Here is a 22,682-nt window from a genome sequence, read left to right as displayed (position 1 = left end):
AAGCAGCTGTTGCGCAAGCAATAACCAAAGGAAAAGGAGAATCCCATGAACATCAAACGAGGCCTCGCAGCACTGGCCGTGGCGGCCATGTCCGTGACCGCGCTGGCGGCGTGCGGCAGCGACACCGCGCAGGACGAGGGCACCCCGGACAGCCTGTCCTTCTGGTACTACGAGGAGGAGGGCGCCGGCCAGACCCAGGCGTGGAAGAAGGCCGCCGAAATGTTCAAGAAGGAGACCGGCGTCACCATCAAGTTCGAGCGCAAGTCCTTCACCCAGATCGCGCAGAACGGCAGCCAGTTCCTCAACTCCGACGAAGCCCCGGACCTCATGGAATCCAACCGCGGCAACGGTTCCGCCGGCGTGCTGTCCACCATGGGCCTGCTCACCGACCTCGGCGACTACGTCGACCAGTACGGCTGGGACAAGAAGGTCACCGGCTCCAACGCCGAAACCGCCAAGTACGACGAGAACGGTATCATGGGCGGCGACACCTGGTACGGCATGTCCAGCTACGCCGAGTTCCAGCGCGTCTACTACAACAAGGACCTGTTCGCCAAGTACGGCATCGAGATCCCGACCACCTACGACGAGTTCGTCGACGCCTGCCAGAAGTTCGTCGACGCCGGCGTGACCCCGATCGCCGCCGACGCCCAGGAGTACGGCGTGATGTGGCTGTGGTGGCAGCTGGTCTCCAAGAACGCCGACGCCAAGTTCATGGACGCCTGGCACCTGTACAAGGGCGACGTGAACTGGAACTCCAAGACCCTCACCGGCGCCACCAACACCATCAGCGACTGGCTCGACAAGGGCTTCATCTCCAAGAACGCGACCGGCATGAAGGCCGAGGACACCACCCAGGCGTTCATCAAGGGCGAGTACCCGATCTACCAGACCGGCACCTGGAACCAGGGCCGCTTCGCCAAGCAGATCAAGAACTTCGACTGGACCGCCGCCGTCATGCCCGACTCCGAGTACGCCGTCGGCTGCGCCGGCAACCTGCTGGTCATCCCCGAGCGTTCCAAGCACAAGGACCTCGCCGCCAAGTTCATCAACTACGTGCTCTCCGATGACGTCCAGAACTTCCTCGGCAACGCCGGCGGCATCCCCGTCGCCGCCGACCCCGACAAGATCACCGACGAGAAGAGCAAGGCCATGATCGAGGAGTACGACTCCTACGCGAGCAAGAGCAAGCTCAGCTACTACCCCGACTACGCCGCCTCCAGCCTCACCGACGCCATCCCGGCCTCCTTCCAGGAGCTCGTGAACGGCACCAAGGACTCCTCCGCCGTGCTCAAGGACATCCACTCCAAGTACGACTCCGGCGTCGAGGAGATGGGCTTCGCCAACTGATCCCGGCCGGGCGGGCCGACCCCAACGCGATCGGCCCGCCCTCCCCACCGAAACCATCCGTGGCGGGGTGCGTGCGCCCCTTCCCGCATCCCGCCCTCCACACTTCATCCGTCACCATTCATCCATCGCATCCGTAAGACATCGCGCATCGCATCGACCGCACATCGTCATCGCACATAAGGAGTAGAGAGCAATGGCAGGCAACCGCAAGCATGCTCATCACGAATCGCTGTCGCGACTTCCCGGCAACAAATCCTCGCGATTCGTGCCCTACCTCATCCCGGGCATCCTGGGCCTGACCATCATCGTCATCGTCCCGTTCGTCTGGAACATCTACCTGAGCTTCACCCGCTGGCGCGGCGTTGGCCCGGTCCGCTTCATCGGACTGCAGAACTGGCAGCGCCTCTTCAAGGACTCCACGTTCTGGATCTCCTTCCTCAACTCGTTCTGGATCATCGTGGCCATCGTGGTCATCCCGACCATCCTCGGCCTGTTCATCTCCTCCCTGCTCACCGACGTCATCCAGAAGAAGTTCGGCGGCAAGACCGCATCCTTCCTGCGCGCCCTGTTCTACCTGCCGCAGCTGCTGCCGGTCGCCGTCGCCGCGATCATCATGGGCTGGATCTTCCGCCCCGAGGACGGCGCCGTCAACGCGCTCCTCGAACAGATCGGCCTCGGCTCGCTGACCCACAACTGGCTCGGCAGCCCCGACAGCGCCCTGCCCGTGCTCATGTTCATCCTCGTGTGGATCCAGCTCGGCTACCCGATCGTCATCTTCATGTCCGGCCTGCAGCGCGTCGACCCGGAGCTGTACGAGGCCGCCAGCCTCGACGGCGCCAACTGGTGGCAGAAGTTCCGCGTCGTCACCCTGCCGTCCATCATCCCCGAACTGCTCGTGGTCATCCTCACCGCCACCATCGGCGCGCTGAAGACCTTCGCCCCGGTCTACCTGCTCACCAAGGGCGGACCCGGCACCGCGACCACCGTGCCGTCCTACTACTCGTACAACCAGTTCTTCCAGGTGCAGCAGGTCGGCTACGGCGCCGCCATCTCCACCGCGCTGACCGCCGTGATCATCGTCTTCTCCGTGGTGTTCACCATCATCCAGAAGCGCGTCGAGAAGAACCTGGTCTGACCGCCGCACCCGCGCATCGACCGAAACCATCGCATCGCAATCATCGAAACGACTGAAACCGAGGGCTGAACCATGACGCAATCAATGACCGCCGCCGCGGCGAAGAGGGCATCGCACAAAACGCAGCACGTACGCTCCGCAGGGGACTGGGTGACACTCGTCCTGCTCGTCGTCGCCGCACTGGTCGTGCTGTTCCCGCTGCTGGTGCTCACCGTCAACGCATTCAAGACGCAGGCCGACTACAACGCCACCGGCCCGCTGAGCCTGCCGAAGAGCTTCACGATGGAAGGCATCGTCTCCTTCTGGACCACGACCAAGTTCCCGCTGAAGTTCATGAACTCCCTGATCATCTCGCTCGTGGTGGCCGTCGCCGCCGTCGTGCTCTCCGTGCTCAACTCCTTCGCGCTGGGCATCGGCAAGGTCAAGGGCAACACGTGGATCGTGCTCGCCATCATGCTTGCCAACATGATGCCGCAGGAGGCGCTCCTCTACCCGCTGTACACGATGTTCAAGGCCGCCGGACTGTACAACACCAAGCTCGCGATCATCATCATCTTCACGATCATCCAGAGCGCGTACGGCACCTACCTGCTCTCCAGCGTGTACGGCACGTTCCCGCAGGCCATCCTCGAGGCCGCCGCCATCGACGGCGCCTCCCGCTGGCAGGTGCTGCGCAAGGTCGTGCTGCCGATCTCCTGGCCGACCATCAGCGTGCTGTTCGTGTTCTTCTTCGTGTGGACCTGGAACGAGTACATGATCCCGATGGCGTTCCTCATGGGCGACGACGTGCAGACCATCCCGCTGGCGCTCGCCACCCTGCAGGGCCAGCACACGATGGAGGCCACCACCCTGGCGTCCGCCTCGCTGCTCAGCATCGTGCCGACCATCATCTTCTTCATCATCTTCCAGCGCAAGCTCTCCCAGGGCATCACCGCCGGCGCCGTGAAGTAAGGCATCATCCGCACACAATCCAACACACACGCCACGGCCCGTTCCGCGATCTGCCTGGGAATACGCGCGACGCGGCGCACGGAACGGGCCATGGCATCCCACGGAAGGAAGTGAACCACCATGTTCAACGCAAACGCGAATCTCGGATACGGGCAGGGCGCCCTCGACGCCGTGACCCTGCGGTCCCAGGGCCGCACCCGCTGCATCAACGCCGAGAACCCGAACGGCGGCAAGGGGCGCGCCGCGATGGCCGCCAGCGCCCTTGGCCCCTCGCGCAAGGGCAGCCCGTGCATCCGCACGGTCAGGGCCGGCGAATCCGTCACGCTGATGGACGTCGACGGCCCGGGCGTCATCCGCCACATCTGGATGACCGTGACCGACAAGACCTCCCCCACCGGGCCGGACGTGCTGCGCAACCTCATCCTCGAGTTCTACTGGGACGGCGAGGAGACGCCTTCCGTGCAGTGCCCGATCGGCGACTTCTTCTGCTGCGGCCACGCGCAGTCGTGCGACATCAACTCGATCCCGATCATGGTGAACCCGAACCGCGGCTTCAACTGCTACTTCGCGATGCCGTTCGAACACGCGCGCATCGTGCTGCGCAGCGACCACAACGAGGACGTGCCCGCGTTCTTCTACCAGATCGACTACACCGAATACGACGAGCTGCCCGCCGACGCGATGCGCTTCCACGCGCAGTGGCGCCGCGAACGCGTCACCGAGCTCGGCCGCGACTACGTCGTGCTCGACGGCGTCGAGGGCCACGGCACCTACATCGGCACGTACCTGGCGCTCACCGCGCTGGAAAGCCGCTGGTGGGGCGAGGGCGAGTTCAAGTTCTACATCGACGACGACGGCGAATACCCCACGTGGTGCAGCACCGGCGCCGAGGACTACTTCGGCGGCGCATGGAGCTTCGCCGACTTCGACGAGAACGGCCGCATGTACGAGAAGACGTTCACCGGCCCGTACCTCGGGTTCCCGTTCTACTCGCAGAACCTCGCCGGGCGCGAGAGCCGCTACTGGGACACCGCCACGCCGGTGACGCGCGGCCTGTACCGCTGGCACCTGCCCGATCCGATGTACTTCGAGAAGAACCTGCGCGTCACCTGGCAGCAGATCGGCACCGAGGAAGGCGGCAACTTCGAGCGTCAGGACGACGTGGCGACCGTCGCCTACTGGTACCAGTCCGAGCCGCACCAGCCGTTCCCGTCCGTCGGCGACCGCAAGTTCCGCCGCCCGCGGTGACGTCTTTCCCTTCCTTTCCTCCTCCATTGCGGCCCGTGTGCCGTCGCGTTTCACGTGAAACATGACGGCGCACGGGCCGCAATGTTTTGTTTGGATGTGCCGGGATCCGGGGCGCCGGCATGCGCCTCCGCGATTGCGGATAATCGAACATTTGGTTGTTCGGGGGCTTGACAGTGCGCAACAGTGCGCAATGGTGCACATTGGTATACATTCGTGTACATTGGTATATATTCGTGTACATCGGTATGCGGTAGCGCAACTGTCGACGATGCACCCGTACTGTTGATCGGCGGCATGCCGACGTCATGTCATTGATGAAGGAGGGGTCATGTCGGTCAATCCGTTCAAACCCACAGCCGGGAAGATGCCGCCGATTCTTATCGGACGGCAGTCCGTCATCGATGATTTCTCGGAAGCGTTGACGAATGGCGTGGGCGCGCCGGGCCGCATCATGTTGATCACCGGTCAGCGTGGTTTCGGCAAGACCGTGATGCTCACCGAATTTCGTCGCATCGCCAAGTCGCAACATTGGGAAACCATAGGCGAGACCGCGTCCGAGGGGTTGGTGTCACGGTTGGTGCAGGCCCTTTCCCCGTCCGGCATGCGTATCGACCAGGCGACCATCAGCCCGTCCATCGGCATACCGGGGGTTGCCACCGCGAGCCTGGGGCAGGCGCATCTTTCGGCCGCGGTCAATCCGCTGACGCTGCGCAACGCCATCAACGCCCGGCTTGGCAGCAGGAAGATCGGCAAGGGGAAGGGCATCCTCATCACCATCGATGAAACCCAGGCGGCCTCGCATGAGGATGTGGTCGCCATTGCGACGGCGGTGCAGCATGTCATCGCCGACGCCGACGAAAGCGATGTCGCCGACATCGACAAAAAGGGCGTGGCGATAGTCTTCGCCGGATTGCCGTACATGGTCAATGAACTGCTGGACAACGAAGTGACCACATTCCTTCGGCGTGCGCTACGGCGTGAGTTGGACAACGTCCCCATCGTGGACGTGAAGAACGCGTTTTTGGAGACGATCGCCGATTCCGGCAAAACCATCGGCGAGGAAGAGGCCCTTCAAGCCGCGCGCCAGTCCGACGGCTACCCATACATGGTGCAGCTGATCGGCTACTACATGTGGCAATCCGCGGAGCGTCGTGGCTCCGACTCCATCACTTCGCAGGATGTGGAGACGGGCTTGCGGGATGCGCTGCTTGCCTTCGATGATGCCGTATGCGCTCCCGCGTTGGACGGCGCCACCGGCGCGGAACGACTGTTCCTGACCGCCATGGCCCAGGATTCCCCCGGTCCCACGCGGGTCGCCGACATTGCGCAGCGGGCGCGCCGCAGCCGGAGTTGGGTGGGTAAGTACCGTGCGATCCTCATCAAGGACCGGCTCATTCGCCCGGCAGGGCATGGGACGGTCGAATTCGCCGTGCCGCATCTCGGCGAATATCTCGCCTCGCGCTGACGTTTCGGCGCACGGGCCGCTTCGTCACGAATAGTTCGGGTCGTCCTCGAGACCCACGTAGATGGGGCCGGAGATCGTGTCGTAGTAACGCAGCACCACGTGGTCGGAATGCGTGCGCAGCAGGTCCTGCGCGATGCGGTTGTTCGTGCTGACGCTGCCGTCGTCCTCGCATGATCCCGCGTCGAACGACAGGTCCCGCGTGAACCTCCACGCGCACACCTGATAATCGCCGTCATCGCTCGATTTCGTTTCGCGCGTCACCGTCGGCCGGTCCACCGCCATCGTCTTCGGCCCCGCGATGATCGCCGTCGCGTACGAAGCCGTGTTGACCGCGCCATAGCCGAACGCGACCACGGCGAGGACCATGGCGAGGATGATCTTGCCCGACGTGCCGTTGCGTCGCCGCCGGACCATCGTCACGATGATGACGATCAGCCCCGCGACGAGATACAGCACCGCGACACCCAGTCGGAGATCCATCGCGTTCGCGTCGTAACTGCCGTTGGTGTCCGACATCATGAACGGCAGCATGAAAGGAAGCATGACCGCCATCAGCGCGAGCGGATACCCCAGGATCGCCATCAACGCGATGCCGATCCCCTTGACGATGGTGAAGGCGACGTATCCGACGCGCTTCAGGATGCGGATGGGGACAGGGTCGTTCTGTGCGATTTGGAACGGTACCGACGTCTTGGCCGCGGCGTGGTGGGCCGCGGTCGCCGTATCGGTCGCGGCGTCCGTTGCGGGTGTGGCTTCCGGCGCAGGTGTGGCTTCCGGGTCCGGCTTCGCCGTATCTATCGTGGTCGTGGTCACTGTGGTCGTTTCCCCGGTTCCAGATGTGCCGGTCGGATCCGTGACGTCGGCCGAGCCGTCGCCGCGCGCGCCGCGCGCATCGGCAGGATCTGCGACACCGTTCATGACGCCGTCCGTGTCGCCGGCATACGCGCTGGTCATACCGGATGATGCGCCATCCCAAGACTCCCCGTTCGAAAGACCCTGGTCGAAGGGGATCTGCGCCTCGTCGCGTGAACCGTTCATCCGCATCCCTCACCATCGTCCATTGCCGCCGCGCTTCCGCGCCGCGCCGTTGCGTCCCTTTTCCACGGTACGACCGTATGACGCGTGCGACCGCTCCCCCACATGAACATTCAATGAACGCGGGTACGTTGTGGCTCGGCGTATGACGTTCAGATATCGTCCGGAATACGCCTGTCCCGCCAGTAGTATTCACGGTCGTGCTCGTTGATTTCGCGGATGACGCGGGCGGGAGCGCCGACCGCCACGCTGTTCGCGGGCACATCCTTCGTGACGAGACTGCACGCGCCGATGACCGCGTTGTCGCCGATCGTGACTCCCGGCAGCACCGTCACGTTCGCGCCGATCCACACGTTGCGGCCGATATGGATCGGTTCCGAGAACTGCGCGACGCGTTCGCGCAGGTCGGGGCGGATCGGGTGGCCGGTGGTCACGAGCGTGACGTTCGGGCCGATCATCGTGTACTCGCCGATGAAGATCTCTCCGTCGTCCACGAGCGTGAGATTGAAGTTCGCGTAGGAGTGCGCGCCGAAATGCGTGCTGCACCCCCAGTTGGCGTGCACGGGCGGTTCGAGGTATACGCCTTCGCCATATTCGGCGAACAAGCGCTCGCCGATTTCACGGCGCTTCGGGTCGCCGGGGCGTGTGGCATTGAAGTCGTAGAGCAGGTTGAGCTGCTCCTTCTGCGCGGCCTCCATCTCCGGGTCGTCACAGAAGTAGATGCCCGGGGAATGCATGAGATCAAGCACCCGCTGCGGAACGGTCATGGCGTTGCTCCTTCGTTGGAATCATCGGATTCTCCAATCCTATGCGGTCTCATATGGTCTTGACGTTCATGCATGACATCGGTGGATGGCGGCCGCGCCTGTGGATATCCCTGGAGTTCTGTACACATTGCCCGTACCGGTTGCGTCGCCGTGTGCGGCGACGGTACGGTGCGGGCATGAACGGATCGATCGATGATGATGCGGCCGCCATGGATGACTTCATCCGGTCCCGCACGGGCGCGGCGGCCCAGGTCTCCATGCGGCAGGGGCTGGCCCAGCTGCGACGCGACACCATCGCGCGGTGCGCCGCGGAGGTGCGGGCGTCCGGACGCCGGTTGATGTTCGGGATGGTCACCTCGCTGGCGTTGCAGTCCATTCCCCTGCCCGCGGATTGTGATCTCGACATGTCGTCGCTGCATGTCGTGTCCAGTCGCAAGACGCGCCGCATCGCCCGGCGCCCGGCGCATCATCCGCGCGGCGCATTGTCCCCGCACGTGTGGAGCGCGCTCCCCCAGGGCGAGAACGTGTGCATCGCGGGAAACGTATACGCGTTGGACCTCCGTCACACCTGGGCCCAGCTCGCCGTGCACCTGCCGCTGGAATCGTTGATCGCGCTCGGGGATTCCATCGTCTCCGCCACCGCCGATCGTCCCGCCGTGGCGAAAGGTCGGGACGGAACCGCGATTCGCGAGGATCTCGTCGGATTCGTATCCGGTCTGCCCAAGTTCAAAGGCAAGCTGGCGTGCGCCCGCGCCGCGGCGCTGGTCATGCCGGACGTGGACTCGCCATGGGAGACGGCGACCCGGCTCGCGCTATGCCGTCACGGGATACCGTTCCCGACGACGAATCATGCCGTGCGCGATGCGTTCTTCCGTTCCGGTTCGCCGATGACGCTTGATCTGGCCTGGCCCGAATACCGTGTTGCAGTCGAATATGACGGTGATCATCATCGCACGGACAAGACGCAGTGGCGGCGCGACCAGGAGAAACGCACCAAACTGGGCAACCACGGTTGGACGGTCGTCACTATTACGGCCGATACGCTCCGGACGGAATCCTCCCGGGCGGAGTTCGCGTTCATCGTGGCAAGGCATCTGATGCTGCGCGGGGCCGATTTCATGTTCCGTCCGGTCGCGACGCCGGTCGAAGCGCTCGCGGATTCCCGTCGCAAGGTCCGTTGAGATGAGAGAAGAGGAGGATGGCTTCTCCCTCAATGCGCCCGAGACCGAGTTTTCGAATTGAGGGAGAGGGCGATCCTTTGGTCTGACACCAGGCGGCAGCGGACCGTCATCGAAATGCGCCATTTTCCAACGATTTCGTTGTCGATGGCTATATCCCTCAACGGTGATTCACGTATCGTCACGGTTGAGGGACGAATCGTGTTCTCCCTCAATCGCGAAATCGGGGCAAAGATAGATGAGGGAGAGGGGATTTCGCGCACTCAATGCAGGTTGCAGCGATTCCGTAGTTGAGTGCGACAATGCGCGGCGCCGACACAGAGCCCGGCCCGAGCATCACCGGCAATTCCTCAGTTGAGTGCGATAGGAGGGGCTTCTGCAGGTGGTTTCGTGCGTGATCGTGGCGGAAACACATGCGCTCCCATACCGATCACGCGTTCTCCCGTAGCACGGTTCGGCCATGGAACATGGTTGCTTCTCAATGAGTGCGCCGCAACGAGGCATGCGAGGGCATGCGAGGGCATACAAGGGCATACAAGCCCACAACCGGTGGTTTCCGCGCACGCCACCGCGTGCGGAAACCGCCCACACTCCCCTACTTCCGTCGTTTCGCGACGAAGTTGCTCACGCACACGCGCAGCACGAGCGTGAACACGACGACCATCACCACGAGCACGGCGATGTCGAACCAGAACTGGTCGGGCGTGTTCTTCCACAGGTCGTCCTTCTTGAAGGTCGGCACCTTGGTCGGCCCGTAGAGCAGCTTGTTGAGTCCGATGTCCGCGGCGGCGGCCGAGAAGCCCCAACGCCCCGGGAAGATCATCGACGCCTGCTCGAGCCCGTCACGGTCGGTCACAGGGATCATGCCTCCGGAGAACACGAGCTGCGCCATCACGAGGATCACCAGCAGCGGCATCGTCTGCTCGCCGGACTTGACCAGCGCGGACCCCACCTCGCCGAGCATCGCGGACGCCCACGCGGTCAGCCACACCACAAGCACCAGCTCGGGCACGCCCGAATCGGTGATCACACCGCTTTCCGGACGTGGCTTACCCACGCTCACCGCCGCCGTGAGGATCGCCGCCTGCAGCAGCGTCTGCAACCCCATCACGATGAGCTTCGACGCGGTGTACGAACTCGGAGACAGGCCCACCGCGCGCTCGCGGTCGTAAATCGCGCGTTCGGAGACGATGTCGCGCACGGAGAGCGCCGATCCCATGAAGCACGCGCCGAGAATCACGAGCGCGAGCAGCTGGCTCGGCTCGGTGGCCGCGTCCTTGAAGTCCGGCTCCCCCAATCCGTGCGATCCCGGCACGACGAGCGAAAGCAGCCCGAGCAGCAGCGGCAGCAACAGCAGGAAGACGAGCAACCCGGGATCGGCGACGATGAGATGCAGCTGGCGCATGACCAGCGTGAGCATCTGGCGGAAGCGGAACACCTTCACCGGTTTCTCGTGGTTCGGTTTCGGCCGGACCTTCGCCTTCGCCTCCATGGTGCGCAGGTGCGAGTCGGTCACCGAATACACCTGCGTGGGCGTTTCGGCCACCTCCTTGAAGATGTCCGCCCAGTCCTTGTCGCCGAACGCCTGGTGCATCTCCTTGATGGTGCCGAAGAACGCGGGGTGGCCGCCGGGCGCGAGCATGAGCACGTTGTCGCACAGTTTGTCGATGTACGAGAGCGAGTGCGTCACGACGAGCACCACGCGCCCCTTGTCGGCGAGCTTGCGCAGCATCGTCATGACGGTCAGGTCGAGCGCCGGGTCGAGTCCGGAGGTCGGTTCGTCGAGGATGAGCAGTTCCGGCCCGGTGAGCAGCTCGATGGCGGTGGACACGCGTTTGCGCTGGCCGCCGGAGAGCCGGTCGATGCGGTTGTGCCGGCGCGACGTGAGTTCCAGCTCGTCGAGCACGTCGTCGATGATCTGCGCGCGTTCCGCCTTCGACGATCCGGGCAGACGCAGCTTCGCGGCGTATTCGAGCGCCGCGTCGACGGTGAGCTTGCGGTGCACGACGTCGTCCTGCGGCACGAAACCGATGCGGCTGCGCAGCAGTTCGATGTTCTGGTGCACGTCGTAGCCGTCGAACAGCACATGGCCTTCCGTGGGCGAGTTGAGTCCCGCCACGATGGAGGTGAAGGTCGATTTTCCGGCGCCGGACGGTCCGATGACGGCGGTGAGCGTGCCCTTGGCGAACACGGCGTCGATGCCGTCGAGCAGGCGCACGCCCTTGCCGACGGTCAGCCCGATGTTCTCCGCGATGACCGCGTCGGTGCCGGCGATCGGCTCGCGGGCCTGCAGCACGCCGTCGGCGACGGTCAGGTCGGTGTTGCCGACCGTGACGACGTCGGCCTCCTCGAGCCACACCTTCGCGACGCGGCGGCCGTTGACGTACGTGCCGTTCGCCGAATCGAGGTCGGTCAGGAGGATGCCGTTCGGCGTGGCCTCCAGCGAGCAGTGCTTGCGGGAGACGAGGAAGTCGTTGATGCGGATGAGGCTCGACGGATCGCGGCCGATGACGCCGCTGCGGTCGCGGGTCGGGTCGAAGTTGCCGAGCACGCGCTGCGGGGCGAGCTGGGAGGCGAGACGTTGCGCCTGCGTGCTGCCGGCCATCACCGTGCCGGCGAACCCGGTCTGCTGCGAGGCGGGTGCGGCGGGGGCCGGCGCGGTGTTCGCTGCCGGCACCGGACTCGTGGTCGTGGTGTTCGCCACGGTGTTCGGCAGTGATTTCGCGATGTTGGGGAACGCCGTGTTCGTCGGGGGATTCGCCGGTGCCGGGATTCCCGTCTGCGGCGGCTGCGCGGGTTGGCGGGAGGGGACGGACGGTGCCGGGGGCAGGGGCGTGGATGCGGTCTGGGCCGGGACCTTGGGCGTGGTCGAGGCCGGGGCGGGACGCGCGGGTGCGGGCATGGCCGGGCGGGGCGTCGTCGCCGGACGCGCCGGAACGGCCGGGGCCGCACCCGGCACCTTCACGGCCGGGGTGGCCGGTGCGGGCGCCGCGATCATGCAGATGATGGGCACGCCCTCCGCGAGCATCACCGTGGTCGTGTTGGCGAGCAGCACCTGCGTGACGCGCACGCCGTTGACGGTCAGGCCGTTCGCGCTGCCCATGTCCTCGAGCAGCCAGCCGTCGGCGGTGGGCGTGAAGCGGGCGTGGTGGTGCGAGACGTGCGGGTCGCGCACCACCAGGTCGCAGTCGGCGGCGCGGCCGATGACGGAGGGTCGCGTGGGATCGACGACATGGCCGGTCGACCCGATGTAGACGGTGAGGGTGGGCAGCATCATGATGGACTTCTCTCTGTCGTGCTTCTCTGCCTTCCATGTCTACCACCGCGGCATGTCCCCCGCATGGCGCGTTCCGGGCGGCGGCGCGCCTCGGGTGACATGGGGTGCGCGCCTCGGCGTCCCGCGGCGGGTGTCAGAACGACAGCACCTCGACCAGGCCGTCGTGCATCACGTAGCGGGCGCCGGCGATCATCAGGCGGCCCTCGGCCAGCGCGAGGCGGATCGTCTCGCTGCCGTCGACGAGCAGTTCGATGGTGCGGGCCACGTGCGCGCGCTCGAAGTCGGCGGCGTCCTCCAGGTCGGCGTCCATCGCCTGCGCGACCGACGCGCCCACCTCGCGCACGATCGGCGAATCCTGCGCGGCGAGCAGCGCCTCCAGATGGTCGGCGTGCGCCTCGTCGCGCGCGGCGCCTTCCGGCACGTCGAAGCAGTCGCAGTCGTCGAAGCGGGTGGCGAGCTCGGCCACGCCGTCCACGGCGGCCTTCACCGCGCCGCAGCCCTCGTGCCCGAGCACGACGATGAGGCTCACCTCCAGATGTTCGACCGCGTATTCGATCGAGGCGATGACCGCGTCGTCGAGCACCTCGCCGGCGGTGCGCACGTCGAACAGGTCGCCGAGGCCCTGGTCGAAGATGATCTCCGGCGGCACGCGCGAATCGGAGCAGGAGAGCACGACCGCGTCCGGGTGCTGGCCGTCGAGGAGGCGTTCGCGCGTCTCGCGGTCCTGCCACGGGTGCTCGGCCGTGCCTGAAGCGAAGCGGCGGTTGCCCTGCAGCAGTCGGCTCCACGCGGCGTTCGCCTTGGATTCGTGGGATTCGTATGCCTCGCTGGCGAATGCGTTCTCGAACGGTTCGGGCATGTCGGGTCTCCTTGCTGACGGGTTTTCTCTGGTGCGCCGTGCCGGCGTGCCGGTTCGGCGTGTTCCGGTGCGTTTCGGTCCGGTTCCATAGTAGGGGCCGGCGGGATGGTGATGGCGGAGGACGCACGCCGTGCGGATGCGTGACTCGTGATCGATCCGTGATCGGTGGTGACCGACCCGTGATCAATGGTGATCGATGCCGTCCGTTTATGATGTGCGAAGTACTCCTCCCTGTGCGGTTTCCGGGAGGTGCTGTGCGATTGGCGTGCATTGCGCCGGTCGATGCAAGGCGGGACAAGGCGTCTCGAGGATTGGCTTGATAACGAGCTTGTTAGGGTTAACACGAACACACTTAATACTTGACAAACAAACCGGGGGGGGGGTACTCTCTGCGGTGTGAGGTAATCGAAACGATTATCGCACAGAGGGATTGTGAGATTCGTGGACGAATCGGCACAAAAGGAGGGAATCATGGAGGATTCTTCGGGCTGACCGTATCCGCCATACATGCGCACACACGTGCATAACACACGTACAACAACAGCGTCTGTCGCATTCACACCTGCGTCCCGTTGATCGGCGGGGCAAGAGGGTGAGGCGAAGCTTTGCCCTATGAGAGGAGGGACGACCACCATCTGTTCCGTCGCGATGACGATGACGGGAAATGATTGGACCGCGGCGACGCCCGTGGAACGCACCTCGCCGACGAGGCCCGGCGTTCCGCGCGGATGAACCGCCCGGCGTTCCGGATGCCGGCAACGTTGCGCACCCGGGAAGCCATGACTGTATCGAAAGGATGCAATGTGATGGAAGCGGTCGACGACAAAACGACTGTGCCGCGTTTGCGCATCGAACATATCACGAAGTCGTTCGGTGGCACGCACGCCCTGAACGACATTTCGTTCGATCTCATGCCCGGTGAGATCCACGCCCTCGTGGGCGAGAACGGCGCCGGCAAATCGACGCTCATCAAGACGATCACCGGCCTGATCCACCAGGATTCCGGCCAGCTCGTGCTGGACGGCACGCCGGTGCTCTACGCCGACACCAAGGCCGCGAAGGACCACGGCGTGACGGCCGTCTACCAGGATCCGAACCTGTTCCCGCACCTGTCCGTGGCGGAGAACATCTACACCGGCCGCTACCCGATGAAGTCCGGCAGGCTCGACCGCGAGAAGATGCGCGCCGACGCCCAGGCCATCCTCGACAAGCTCGGCTTCGAGATCGACGCCCGCACCAAGGTGGGCGACCTGTCCGTCGCCGAGGCCGAATACGTGGAGATCGCGCGAGCGCTCACCACCGACCTCAAGCTCCTCATCCTCGACGAGCCGACCTCCGCGCTCACCAGCCGCGAGGCGAACCTCCTGTACAAGGCCGTGCGCGACGTGCGCGCCAAGGGCACCACCGTCGTGTGGATCTCCCACCGCATGGAGGAGATCAGGCCGCTCGTGGACACCGTCACCATCATGCGCGACGGCACGCACGTGCGCACCTGCCCGATCGGCGACATCACCGACGACGAGATCATCGCCCAGATGGTCGGCCACCCGGTCAGCGAACGCACCACCGCGCCGAAGACCACCGTGGGCAAGGAGGCGCTGCGCGTCGAGAACGTCAGCTCCCCCGGCCTGTTCGAAGGCATCTCCCTCAACGTGCACCACGGCGAGGTCGTCGGCCTCGCGGGCCTGGTCGGCGCCGGCCGCTCCGAACTCGTGCAGGCCGTGTTCGGCATGATCAAGCCGCTGCACGGCGACGTCTACGTGGAAGGCAAGAAGGTGCCGCGCGTGACCACCGCGCAGATGGTCAAGCAGAGCGTCATCTACTGCCCCGAGAACCGAGACAGCGAAGGCGTGGTCATGCAGATGGGCGTGGGCGACAACATCTGCCTGCCGAACCTCAAGACCCTCTCGCACTTCGGGTTCCGCTCCGCGAAGAAGGAACGCCAGACCGCGCAGGAGCAGCACGATTCGCTGGCCATCAAGGCCTCGCTGACCGATCTGGTCTCCTCGCTGTCCGGCGGCAACCGCCAGAAGGTCGCGCTCGGCCGCTGGCTCGCCCGCGGGCCGCGCGTGCTCATCCTCGACGAGCCGACCCACGGCATCGACGTCGGCACCAAGACCGAGATCCACGAGCTCATCGCGAAGCTCGTCGAACAGGGACTGGCCGTGCTGCTCATCTCCTCCGACATGCCGGAGCTGCTCGAGATGAGCGACCGCATCTACGTCATGGCCCGCGGCCGCCTTACCGCGGAGCTGAAGACGCAGGACACGACACAGGAGGAAATCATGGCGGCGGCCATGGGCAAGGGTGGTGACAAGCATGTCAAGTGACAAGGGCAATGCCTCGAACAAGTCGTTCGGGCAGCAGCTGAGCGCCCGCGCGCGTTCCGCGATGAAATCGCAGGGCGCCGGCGTGATCGTGTTCCTGCTGCTGATCATCGTCTTCTTCAGCATCTTCGCACCGCACTTCATGTCGATGCAGAACGTGAAGAACATCCTCTTCAGCGCCGCGGTGCTCGCCATCGCGGCCGTGGGCGAATCGCTCGTGCTGCTCACCGGAAACTACGACCTGTCGGTCGGCTCCATCGTGGGCATCGTGGCGTTCATCTCCTACGACGTGTGCTCCAAGGCACCGGGGCTGGGCTACATCGTGGTCATCTTCGGCCTGGTGTTCGGCATCCTGCTCGGCGCGTTCAACGGCTTCCTCGTCGGCTACCTCAAGATCCCGTCGATGGTGGCCACGCTGGGCACGCTGTCCGTCTACCGCGGCCTCGACTCCCTGTACGCGGGCTCGCGCGAGGTGACGAAGAACCAGATCCCGCACTGGGTCAACGTCTTCGCCCCCAGCACGTTCCTCGGCATCCCGTCCTACGTGTGGATCTGCCTGATCCTGTGCGTCGTGGCGTCGTTCTTCCTGTTCTACCGTCCGTCCGGCCGCATGCTGTACGCGTACGGTTCCAACCCGAAGGCCGCCGAGTCGTTCGGCCTCAAGAGCCCCAGGATCATCTTCGGCGCGTACACGCTCTCCGGCCTGCTCGCCGGCTTCGTGGGCATCCTCATGGGCGCCCAGGTCGGCACCATCAACTCCGTGATGGGCAACGGCTATGAGATGGAGGTCATCGCCGCGGCCGTGATCGGCGGCGTGAGCCTGTGGGGCGGCGTCGGCACCCCGGCCGGCGCGATGCTCGGCGCGCTCGTCTACGCCTGCCTCGACAACGGCCTCATCCTCATCGGCGTCAACGAGTACTTCCGTCTTATCTTCCAAGGTGTCGCGGTCATCGCCGCCGTTGGTGTCGACGCCTTCATCCGTATGCAATCCGCGCGGTTCAGCACCCGCCACGCCATCCTGGAGGTGCAGGCATGAAAAGCTTCATCCGTCGCTACCAATGGCAGGAAGTGCTCATCGGACTGCTCGTCATCGCCGTCTTCATCGGCACGCAGCTGTCCCCCTACTTCCTCAACTACCTCAACCTCGCCAACTCGTCCGTGACGTTCGTGCCCACGGCGCTGATGGGCCTCGGCCTGTTCCCGATCGTGGTGCTCGGCGAGATCGACATCTCCCTGACCTCCACGCTCGCCGTGAGCGCCGTGCTCTACGCGCGCTGCTGGGAGGCCGGCATGCCGGTGGTCGAGGGCGCGCTGATCTCGCTCGCCGTGGCCGTGGTGATGGGCGTCGTCAACGGCGTGCTCGTCGCCGTCGCCAAGCTGCCGTCCATGGCCGTCACGCTGGGCACGATGGGCGCCTACCGCGGCGCCGCCTACCTCATCGCCGGTGACGCCGGCATCAACGGCATCGAAGGCGGCTACGCCTCCCTCGGCTCCACGTGGGTTGGCTACATCCCCGTGCCGGTGCTCGTGTTCGCCATCGTCGCGTTCGTGATCTGGGTGATCATGGCCAAGACGAACTACGGCCAGTACTGCTATGCGATCGGCAACCAGGCGCCCGCCGTCAAGTCGGCCGGCATCTCCATCACGTTCGTGAAGATCGTGGCCTACGTGCTCGGCGCCGTCACCGCATGGCTCGCCGGCGTCGTGTGGGCCGGCCAGTACGCCTCCGCCCGAGGCGACAACGCGGACGGCACCATCATGCTGGTGCTGACCATCGTGGTCCTCGGCGGCGTGTCCATCTTCGGCGGTTCCGGCCTGACCAGCGGCGTCGTGCTCGCGGTCGCCCTGCTGTTCGTCGTGCAGTCCGCGATGAGCCTGGCGAACGTGCCCGGCACCACGCAGACGCTCATCTCCGGCCTGATCCTGCTCATCGCCATCGTCCTGCCCAACCTGTCGAGACTGAAGGAGCTGATAGTCAAGAAACCAACCACCAAGTAATCGTCGCGCGGCCGTGACGACGCGGCCACGCAACAGCCGGGGCGTGACGCCGGACCGCATGCGCATCGCCCGATGCGCATGCGGTCCGGATGGAGCCCCGCCCCGGCGGGCGAGCACCGGGATCGCCGACCAACCCAAACCCGGAACCAATAGGAAAGAACTAGAGGAGGATTTCAATGTTGAAGTCTATCGTTCAGCGCGGCAAGATCGCCCTCGGCGTCGTGTGCGCCCTGGCCATGCTCGGCTCCGTCGGAGCCTGCAGCAGCAGCGCCCCGCAGGGTGCCAGCGGCTCGTCCGACAACAAGAAGATCCTGGTCATCCCGAAGTACACCGGCCTGAAGTACTTCGACGTCTCCGGCGACGGCGCCAAGGAGGAAGGCAAGAAGCTCGGCCTCGACGTGCAGTACATCGGCACCCAGGACGCCACCGCCAACGCGCAGATCCAGACCATCACCAACGCGATCGCCCAGAAGCCGGCCGCCATGGTGGTGTCCGCCATCGATGAGAACGCCGTCACGCCGATCCTGAAGAAGGCGCAGTCGCAGGGCATCAAGGTTGTCACCTATGATGCGGACGCCGACAGCTCCGCCCGCACGGTCTTCGTCAACCAGCTGAGCTACGAGCTCGCCGCCCGCACCATGCTCGACTCCGCGCTGAAGAACGATCCGAACGGCGGCCTGGTCGCGTTCATCTCCGCGTCGCCGTCCGCCACCAACCACCGCAAGCACGTCGAGTGGATGAAGAAGCTCATCGACTCCGACGCGAAGTACTCGAAGCTCAAGTACGTGGACACCGTCCAGTACTCGCAGGACGACGCCACCAAGTCCGAGGAGATCTCCCGTAACCTCATGCAGGCCCATCCGGACCTGAAGTTCATCATCTCCTCCTCCGTGCCGACCACCGCCGCCGCCGCGAACGCCATCGAGAACGCCGGCAAGCAGGGCCAGGTCTACGCCCCCGGCTTCTCCATGCCGAGCTCGATGAGCCACTTCGTCGAGGACGGCACCATCAAGGCCTTCTGCCTGTGGGATCCGGCCCAGCTGGGCGCGGTCTCCGTCGCCGTGGCCGATCAGCTCGTCCAGGGCAAGATCACCGGCAAGAAGGGCGAGAAGGTCAAGGTCGACGGCATCGGCGAGTTCACCATCGGCGACAAGGGCGAACTCAACGTCGACAAGCCGCTCACCTTCACCAAGGACAACATCTCCCAGTACAAGTTCTGATCCGTCCCGTCCCGTCATCGGACCGGAACGCCGGGTTCGCGCCCGGCTCCGATCCGGCGGGGCCGGTGCGGCGGCCGCGGAGGGTTTTTACGACCTTTTCCTCCCTCCGTGGCCGTTGCGCCGGTTCGGCCGGGGCGCCCCGTCCCAAGGGATATGGCAACGACCATCCATTGAGGCCGCCGCCGTTCCGGTCGGGACGCGCATCCCTTTCGTCTTTTCCGTTTTTCTTCATTCCGTTTCCTTTCTCCTCCCCGTCCCCCGTCGCGGCCGATCGCCGCGGCGGGGGACGGTCCGTTATGCGGCCTTTCCGCGTGCTGAGTTTTCGTGCGGAGTTTGGAAGGCGGCGTGCAGAGTTTTCCACGAACGTGCGGAATCACGTACTGAACGTGTGGAGGTGTCCTGTGAAGAACGGCTTCAGGTTGAATGCAGATCGTTGGAATGATGCGGTTTTGTACGGCCGGGGATGCCGTTATTTCGGTGTTCTTCAGAGGGGTGCTCCGCACGTCGGGTCGTGAACCGCGCACGCTGTCTGCGAACTCCGCACGTAGGTGGTCGAACTCCGCACGAAGTCGGTGTGATGTTTGTCATACGCCCGTGATGACGCTGTGAGCGTGCCCCTCGCGCGGGCGGCGCCGTTCCGGGATACGATGAGACCGGTGCCCGAACACCGAGACCCGTTCCGGGGGAACGTTCGGGCCGAACGCATTTTCGGAAAGGAACGATGATGACTCTTCTGCAGCACGAGATCACCGATTTCAAGGTCCAGGCCTTCCAGAACGGCGAGTTCAAGGAGGTGACCAAGGACGACGTGCTCGGCCACTGGTCCGTGTTCTTCTTCTACCCGGCCGACTTCACCTTCGTGTGCCCCACCGAGCTCGAGGACCTCGCCAACAAGTACGAGGAGTTCCAGAAGATCGGCTGCGAGATCTACTCCGTGTCTTGCGACACCCACTTCGTGCACAAGGCGTGGCATGACGCCAGCGAGAAGATCGCCAAGATCCAGTACCCGATGCTCGCCGACCCGACCGCCCTGCTCGCCCGCGACCTCGACACCTACAACGAGGCCGACGGCATGGCCGAGCGCGGCGACTTCATCGTGAACCCGGAGGGCAAGGTCGTGGCCTACGAGGTCACCTCCTCCAACGTGGGCCGCAACGCCGACGAGCTGCTGCGCCGCGTCCAGGCCTCCCAGTTCGTCTACGAGCACGGCGATCAGGTCTGCCCGGCCAACTGGACCCCGGGCGAGGAGACCATCGAGCCCAGCCTCGACCTCGTCGGCCAGCTGTGACGAAGAGCTTCGTGGCAGCGAGCAGCGAAGCGCTGCGAGCGTCGCACGACATGCGAAGCGCTTGGTGCTGAACCGTTAAGCGGGCGGCGATGGCGTCATTCGCATCATGGAAGAAAAACGGGCTCCCTCGTGTGAGGGAGCCCTTGTCATAGAAAGCATGAAACATGTCCCAGAACGATTTGTATGACGTCGTCGTCATCGGCGGTGGTCCCGCGGGCCTCACCGCCGGTCTGTATCTCGCGCGCGCCCGTTACCGCGTGCTCGTGCTCGAGAAGGACGATTTCGGCGGCCAGATCACCATCACCAACGAGGTCGTGAACTACCCGGGCGTAGGCCGCACGACCGGCCGCGCGCTCACCCGGACCATGAAGAACCAGGCCAAGGATTTCGGCGCCGAGTTCCTCTCCGCCGAAGCGACCGGCCTCGACGTCGAGGGCGACGTCAAGACCGTGCACACCACGCGCGGCGACCTCAAGACCTTCGGCATCCTCATCGCCACCGGCGCCTCGCCGCGCAAGCTCGGCTTCGAGGGCGAGCGTGAATACGCGGGCCGCGGCGTCGCCTACTGCGCCACCTGCGACGGCGAGTTCTTCACCGGCAAGGAGGTGCTCGTGGTCGGCGGCGGGTTCGCCGCCGCCGAGGAGTCCGTGTTCCTCACCAAGTACGCGAGCAAGGTCACCGTGCTTGTGCGCGAGGACGATTTCACCTGCGACGCGTCGGTCGCCGCCGAGGCGAAGAACAATCCGAAGATCGACGTGCGCTACGGCGTCGAGCTCAAGGGCGTCACCGCCGGTCAGGGCGGTCTGCGCGAGGCGACGATCGCGGATCGTGATTCCGGCGTGACCGAAACGTGGAAGCCGGCCGACGGCGGCACGTTCGGCGTGTTCGTGTTCGCCGGCTACGTGCCCGCCACCGATCTGGTGAAAGGCGTCGTCGAGCTCGACGACCACGGCTATGTGGTCACGCATGATTATCTCGAAACGTCCGTGCCGGGCGTGTACGCGGCCGGCGATCTGCGTGTGAAGAACCTGCGTCAGGTGGTCACCGCCACCGCCGACGGTGCGATCGCGGCCGTCGAGCTGGAGCGGTACGCGAAGTCGATGAGCGAGAAGACCGGACTGGTGCCGCCGCGTCCGACCGCCTCCGCGTATGAGAAGGCGGAGGCCGAGGCGGCGGCGAAGAGCGCGGCGAACGCGGGTACGTCGCCCGCTCCCGCGCCGGCCAAGCGCAGCGCGGACGCTGCCGCCGCGAAGGCCGCGTCCGCGCGCAAGCCGGGCGAACTGTTCTCCGCCGCGATCAAACAGCAGCTCGGCGTGGTGTTCGGGCGCATGACCCGCCCGGTCGCGCTTGCCCTTGAGCTCGACGACACCCCGCTGTCTGCGGAATTGCAGGGGTTCGTGGGCGAGATGGTCGCGCTGTCCGGCGGCAAGCTCAACTCGGTGGCCGTGGATGCGTCCGGGGTGATCACGGCGGTCGACGGTGCGGCGGTGCCGACCGGACTGGTCGTCGGCGAACCATTGGAGATCGCCGCGTCGGCGGGTGATTCCGGTGATGCTTCTGGTGACGGCGCCGTGCTGCCGGTGTACGGCACTCTTGATGATTCCGGCCGTGCCGAATTCGATCCGGCCGGCGTGATGCCGGTCGCCCGTCCGGCCGTGCGTCTGTGCGTGGCCGGCGACGGTGCGGGGGCCGGCGATGGGGCCCGTCTCGTCTTCACCGGTCTCGCCTTCCATGGCGTGCCGTCCGGTCACGAGTTCAACTCGTTCGTGCTTGGCCTGTATAACGCGGCGGGTCCTGGCCAGCCGCTTGACGATGATCTGCGTGCACGTGCCGCGGCGATCGATGCGCCGACCGATGTGATGATCCTCGTGTCCCTGACCTGCACGATGTGCCCGGAGACGGTGCTCGCCTCGCAGCGTATCGCCTCGCTCAACCCGAACGTGCGCGCCGAGGCCTACGACGTCTCGCACTTCCCGGAGCTGCGCGACCAGTACGGCGCGATGAGCGTGCCCTGCATCGTCATCGACAAGGGCGGCGAGCAGAAGGTCGAGTTCGGCAAGAAGAACATCGCCCAGATGCTCGATCTCGTCGGCGCGTGACGCCGTTTGAGGCGTATGGGTCTTGTGTCTTGTACGTCTCTCGGTAAGGGTCCTTGGGCAACGGGTTCCGGTTTCTTCCGGTGGATTCGGTTTCCTCCGGTGGATCTGGTTTCCCGGTGGTTCTTTCTGGTGGTTTCGCCTTCCCGGTGGATCTTTCTGGTGGTTCCACCTTCTCGGTGGTTTCGCCTTCCCGGTGGATCCGCCTTCTCGGTGGTTTCGCCTCGCCACCGCCTCGCTGCCGCCCGGTTCCTTTGCCTCAGCGGCGGTTTCCACGGAGATAAGACCATTGCTCCGTAAGAACCGCCGCTCACGGTGGATCAGCGGCGGATTCTACGGAGAACGCCGATTATCTCCGTAAGAACCGCCGCTGATGAAGACTCAGCGGCGGATTTTACGGAGCAGTGGGATGTTTTCCGTGGAATCCGCCGCTGGTGGACCACTTGATGGTGGGTTGCGCGGACAATGGCTACATGGTGGCGACCATG

16 protein-coding genes are annotated in these 22,682 nt (G+C 65.1%); 12 read left to right on the top strand and 4 right to left on the bottom strand.

All coding sequences use genetic code 11. The features are described from left to right. The first annotated feature begins 45 nt into the window (after nucleotides 1-45). The 5 genes from GFD21_RS07430 to GFD21_RS07410 all read left to right on the top strand — a co-directional run bounded on the left by GFD21_RS07430 (nucleotide 46) and on the right by GFD21_RS07410 (nucleotide 6,149). Nucleotides 46-1,350 (top strand): ABC transporter substrate-binding protein, encoded by a 1,305-nt coding sequence (locus GFD21_RS07430; protein ID WP_163197344.1) that lies wholly within the window; start codon nucleotides 46-48, stop codon nucleotides 1,348-1,350. Between the two features lie 193 nt (nucleotides 1,351-1,543). Next, nucleotides 1,544-2,485: a carbohydrate ABC transporter permease gene (locus GFD21_RS07425; RefSeq protein WP_055426679.1), complete on the top strand. Its 942-nt coding sequence runs from the start codon at nucleotides 1,544-1,546 to the stop codon at nucleotides 2,483-2,485. A 72-nt stretch (nucleotides 2,486-2,557) separates the two neighbouring features. Then, nucleotides 2,558-3,436: a carbohydrate ABC transporter permease gene (locus GFD21_RS07420; RefSeq protein WP_163197343.1), complete on the top strand. Its 879-nt coding sequence runs from the start codon at nucleotides 2,558-2,560 to the stop codon at nucleotides 3,434-3,436. A gap of 120 nt (nucleotides 3,437-3,556) precedes the next feature. Then, nucleotides 3,557-4,684, top strand: coding sequence for a glycoside hydrolase family 172 protein (locus GFD21_RS07415; protein WP_163197342.1), 1,128 nt, complete (start codon nucleotides 3,557-3,559; stop codon nucleotides 4,682-4,684). Between the two features lie 328 nt (nucleotides 4,685-5,012). Continuing rightward, a complete protein-coding gene (locus GFD21_RS07410) occupies nucleotides 5,013-6,149 on the top strand; it encodes an ATP-binding protein (protein WP_163197341.1) in 1,137 nt (378 codons plus the stop codon). A gap of 24 nt (nucleotides 6,150-6,173) precedes the next feature. Here GFD21_RS07410 and GFD21_RS07405 read toward each other — a convergent pair whose 3' ends face one another. Continuing rightward, a complete protein-coding gene (locus tag GFD21_RS07405; protein ID WP_163197340.1) occupies nucleotides 6,174-7,193 on the bottom strand; it encodes a hypothetical protein in 1,020 nt (339 codons plus the stop codon). 143 nt (nucleotides 7,194-7,336) lie between these two features. Then, a complete protein-coding gene (locus tag GFD21_RS07400) occupies nucleotides 7,337-7,951 on the bottom strand; it encodes a sugar O-acetyltransferase (protein WP_163197339.1) in 615 nt (204 codons plus the stop codon). A 176-nt stretch (nucleotides 7,952-8,127) separates the two neighbouring features. Between GFD21_RS07400 and GFD21_RS07395 the strand changes: the two genes are divergently transcribed. Continuing rightward, the gene (locus GFD21_RS07395; protein ID WP_225431723.1) at nucleotides 8,128-9,132 is read left to right on the top strand and encodes a hypothetical protein; all 1,005 of its coding nucleotides are present in this window, start codon (nucleotides 8,128-8,130) and stop codon (nucleotides 9,130-9,132) included. A 592-nt stretch (nucleotides 9,133-9,724) separates the two neighbouring features. Here the strand turns inward: GFD21_RS07395 and GFD21_RS07390 are convergent. Both GFD21_RS07390 and GFD21_RS07385 read right to left on the bottom strand, forming a co-directional pair. Next, nucleotides 9,725-12,406, bottom strand: a complete 2,682-nt coding sequence (locus GFD21_RS07390; protein ID WP_163197338.1) for an FHA domain-containing protein — start codon at nucleotides 12,404-12,406, stop codon at nucleotides 9,725-9,727. A 133-nt stretch (nucleotides 12,407-12,539) separates the two neighbouring features. Beyond that, on the bottom strand, nucleotides 12,540-13,265 hold the full coding sequence (locus GFD21_RS07385; protein WP_163197337.1) for a carbonic anhydrase: 726 nt from the start codon (nucleotides 13,263-13,265) through the stop codon (nucleotides 12,540-12,542). 806 nt (nucleotides 13,266-14,071) lie between these two features. Between GFD21_RS07385 and GFD21_RS07380 the strand changes: the two genes are divergently transcribed. The 6 genes from GFD21_RS07380 (at nucleotide 14,072) to GFD21_RS07355 (ending at nucleotide 22,197) form a co-directional block, all read left to right on the top strand. Continuing rightward, nucleotides 14,072-15,595, top strand: coding sequence for a sugar ABC transporter ATP-binding protein (locus GFD21_RS07380; RefSeq protein ID WP_163197423.1), 1,524 nt, complete (start codon nucleotides 14,072-14,074; stop codon nucleotides 15,593-15,595). After that, nucleotides 15,585-16,628 (top strand): ABC transporter permease, encoded by a 1,044-nt coding sequence (locus tag GFD21_RS07375; RefSeq protein ID WP_163197336.1) that lies wholly within the window; start codon nucleotides 15,585-15,587, stop codon nucleotides 16,626-16,628. Before GFD21_RS07380 ends, GFD21_RS07375 begins: the two co-directional genes overlap by 11 nt. Beyond that, entirely contained in the window at nucleotides 16,625-17,590 is a 966-nt protein-coding gene (locus GFD21_RS07370) for an ABC transporter permease (RefSeq protein WP_163197335.1), read from the top strand. Before GFD21_RS07375 ends, GFD21_RS07370 begins: the two co-directional genes overlap by 4 nt. A gap of 176 nt (nucleotides 17,591-17,766) precedes the next feature. Further along, a complete protein-coding gene (locus GFD21_RS07365; RefSeq protein ID WP_163197334.1) occupies nucleotides 17,767-18,810 on the top strand; it encodes an autoinducer 2 ABC transporter substrate-binding protein in 1,044 nt (347 codons plus the stop codon). Between the two features lie 724 nt (nucleotides 18,811-19,534). After that, entirely contained in the window at nucleotides 19,535-20,098 is a 564-nt protein-coding gene (gene ahpC, locus GFD21_RS07360; protein ID WP_163197333.1) for an alkyl hydroperoxide reductase subunit C, read from the top strand. Between the two features lie 164 nt (nucleotides 20,099-20,262). Next, complete coding sequence (locus tag GFD21_RS07355) at nucleotides 20,263-22,197, top strand: FAD-dependent oxidoreductase (RefSeq protein ID WP_163197332.1); 1,935 nt, start codon at nucleotides 20,263-20,265, stop codon at nucleotides 22,195-22,197. The last annotated feature ends 485 nt before the right edge of the window (nucleotides 22,198-22,682 follow it).

It is taken from the genome of Bifidobacterium platyrrhinorum, assembly GCF_010667645.1.
Lineage (GTDB): Bacteria > Actinomycetota > Actinomycetes > Actinomycetales > Bifidobacteriaceae > Bifidobacterium > Bifidobacterium platyrrhinorum.
The sequence above is the reverse complement of the archived record's forward strand: the minus strand, read 5'-3'. Positions and strand labels throughout refer to the sequence as shown.

Excerpts from the sequence above, each read along its gene's own strand:
- GFD21_RS07430 (WP_163197344.1), top strand. The coding sequence starts at position 46 with ATGAACATCAAACGAGGCCTCGCAGCACTGGCCGTGGCGGCCATGTCC.
- GFD21_RS07425 (WP_055426679.1), top strand. The coding sequence starts at position 1,544 with ATGGCAGGCAACCGCAAGCATGCTCATCACGAATCGCTGTCGCGACTT.
- GFD21_RS07420 (WP_163197343.1), top strand. The coding sequence starts at position 2,558 with ATGACGCAATCAATGACCGCCGCCGCGGCGAAGAGGGCATCGCACAAA.
- GFD21_RS07415 (WP_163197342.1), top strand. The coding sequence starts at position 3,557 with ATGTTCAACGCAAACGCGAATCTCGGATACGGGCAGGGCGCCCTCGAC.
- GFD21_RS07410 (WP_163197341.1), top strand. The coding sequence starts at position 5,013 with ATGTCGGTCAATCCGTTCAAACCCACAGCCGGGAAGATGCCGCCGATT.
- GFD21_RS07405 (WP_163197340.1), bottom strand. The coding sequence starts at position 7,193 with ATGCGGATGAACGGTTCACGCGACGAGGCGCAGATCCCCTTCGACCAG.
- GFD21_RS07400 (WP_163197339.1), bottom strand. The coding sequence starts at position 7,951 with ATGACCGTTCCGCAGCGGGTGCTTGATCTCATGCATTCCCCGGGCATC.
- GFD21_RS07395 (WP_225431723.1), top strand. The coding sequence starts at position 8,128 with ATGAACGGATCGATCGATGATGATGCGGCCGCCATGGATGACTTCATC.
- GFD21_RS07390 (WP_163197338.1), bottom strand. The coding sequence starts at position 12,406 with ATGATGCTGCCCACCCTCACCGTCTACATCGGGTCGACCGGCCATGTC.
- GFD21_RS07385 (WP_163197337.1), bottom strand. The coding sequence starts at position 13,265 with ATGCCCGAACCGTTCGAGAACGCATTCGCCAGCGAGGCATACGAATCC.
- GFD21_RS07380 (WP_163197423.1), top strand. The coding sequence starts at position 14,072 with ATGGAAGCGGTCGACGACAAAACGACTGTGCCGCGTTTGCGCATCGAA.
- GFD21_RS07375 (WP_163197336.1), top strand. The coding sequence starts at position 15,585 with ATGTCAAGTGACAAGGGCAATGCCTCGAACAAGTCGTTCGGGCAGCAG.
- GFD21_RS07370 (WP_163197335.1), top strand. The coding sequence starts at position 16,625 with ATGAAAAGCTTCATCCGTCGCTACCAATGGCAGGAAGTGCTCATCGGA.
- GFD21_RS07365 (WP_163197334.1), top strand. The coding sequence starts at position 17,767 with ATGTTGAAGTCTATCGTTCAGCGCGGCAAGATCGCCCTCGGCGTCGTG.
- ahpC (WP_163197333.1), top strand. The coding sequence starts at position 19,535 with ATGACTCTTCTGCAGCACGAGATCACCGATTTCAAGGTCCAGGCCTTC.
- GFD21_RS07355 (WP_163197332.1), top strand. The coding sequence starts at position 20,263 with ATGTCCCAGAACGATTTGTATGACGTCGTCGTCATCGGCGGTGGTCCC.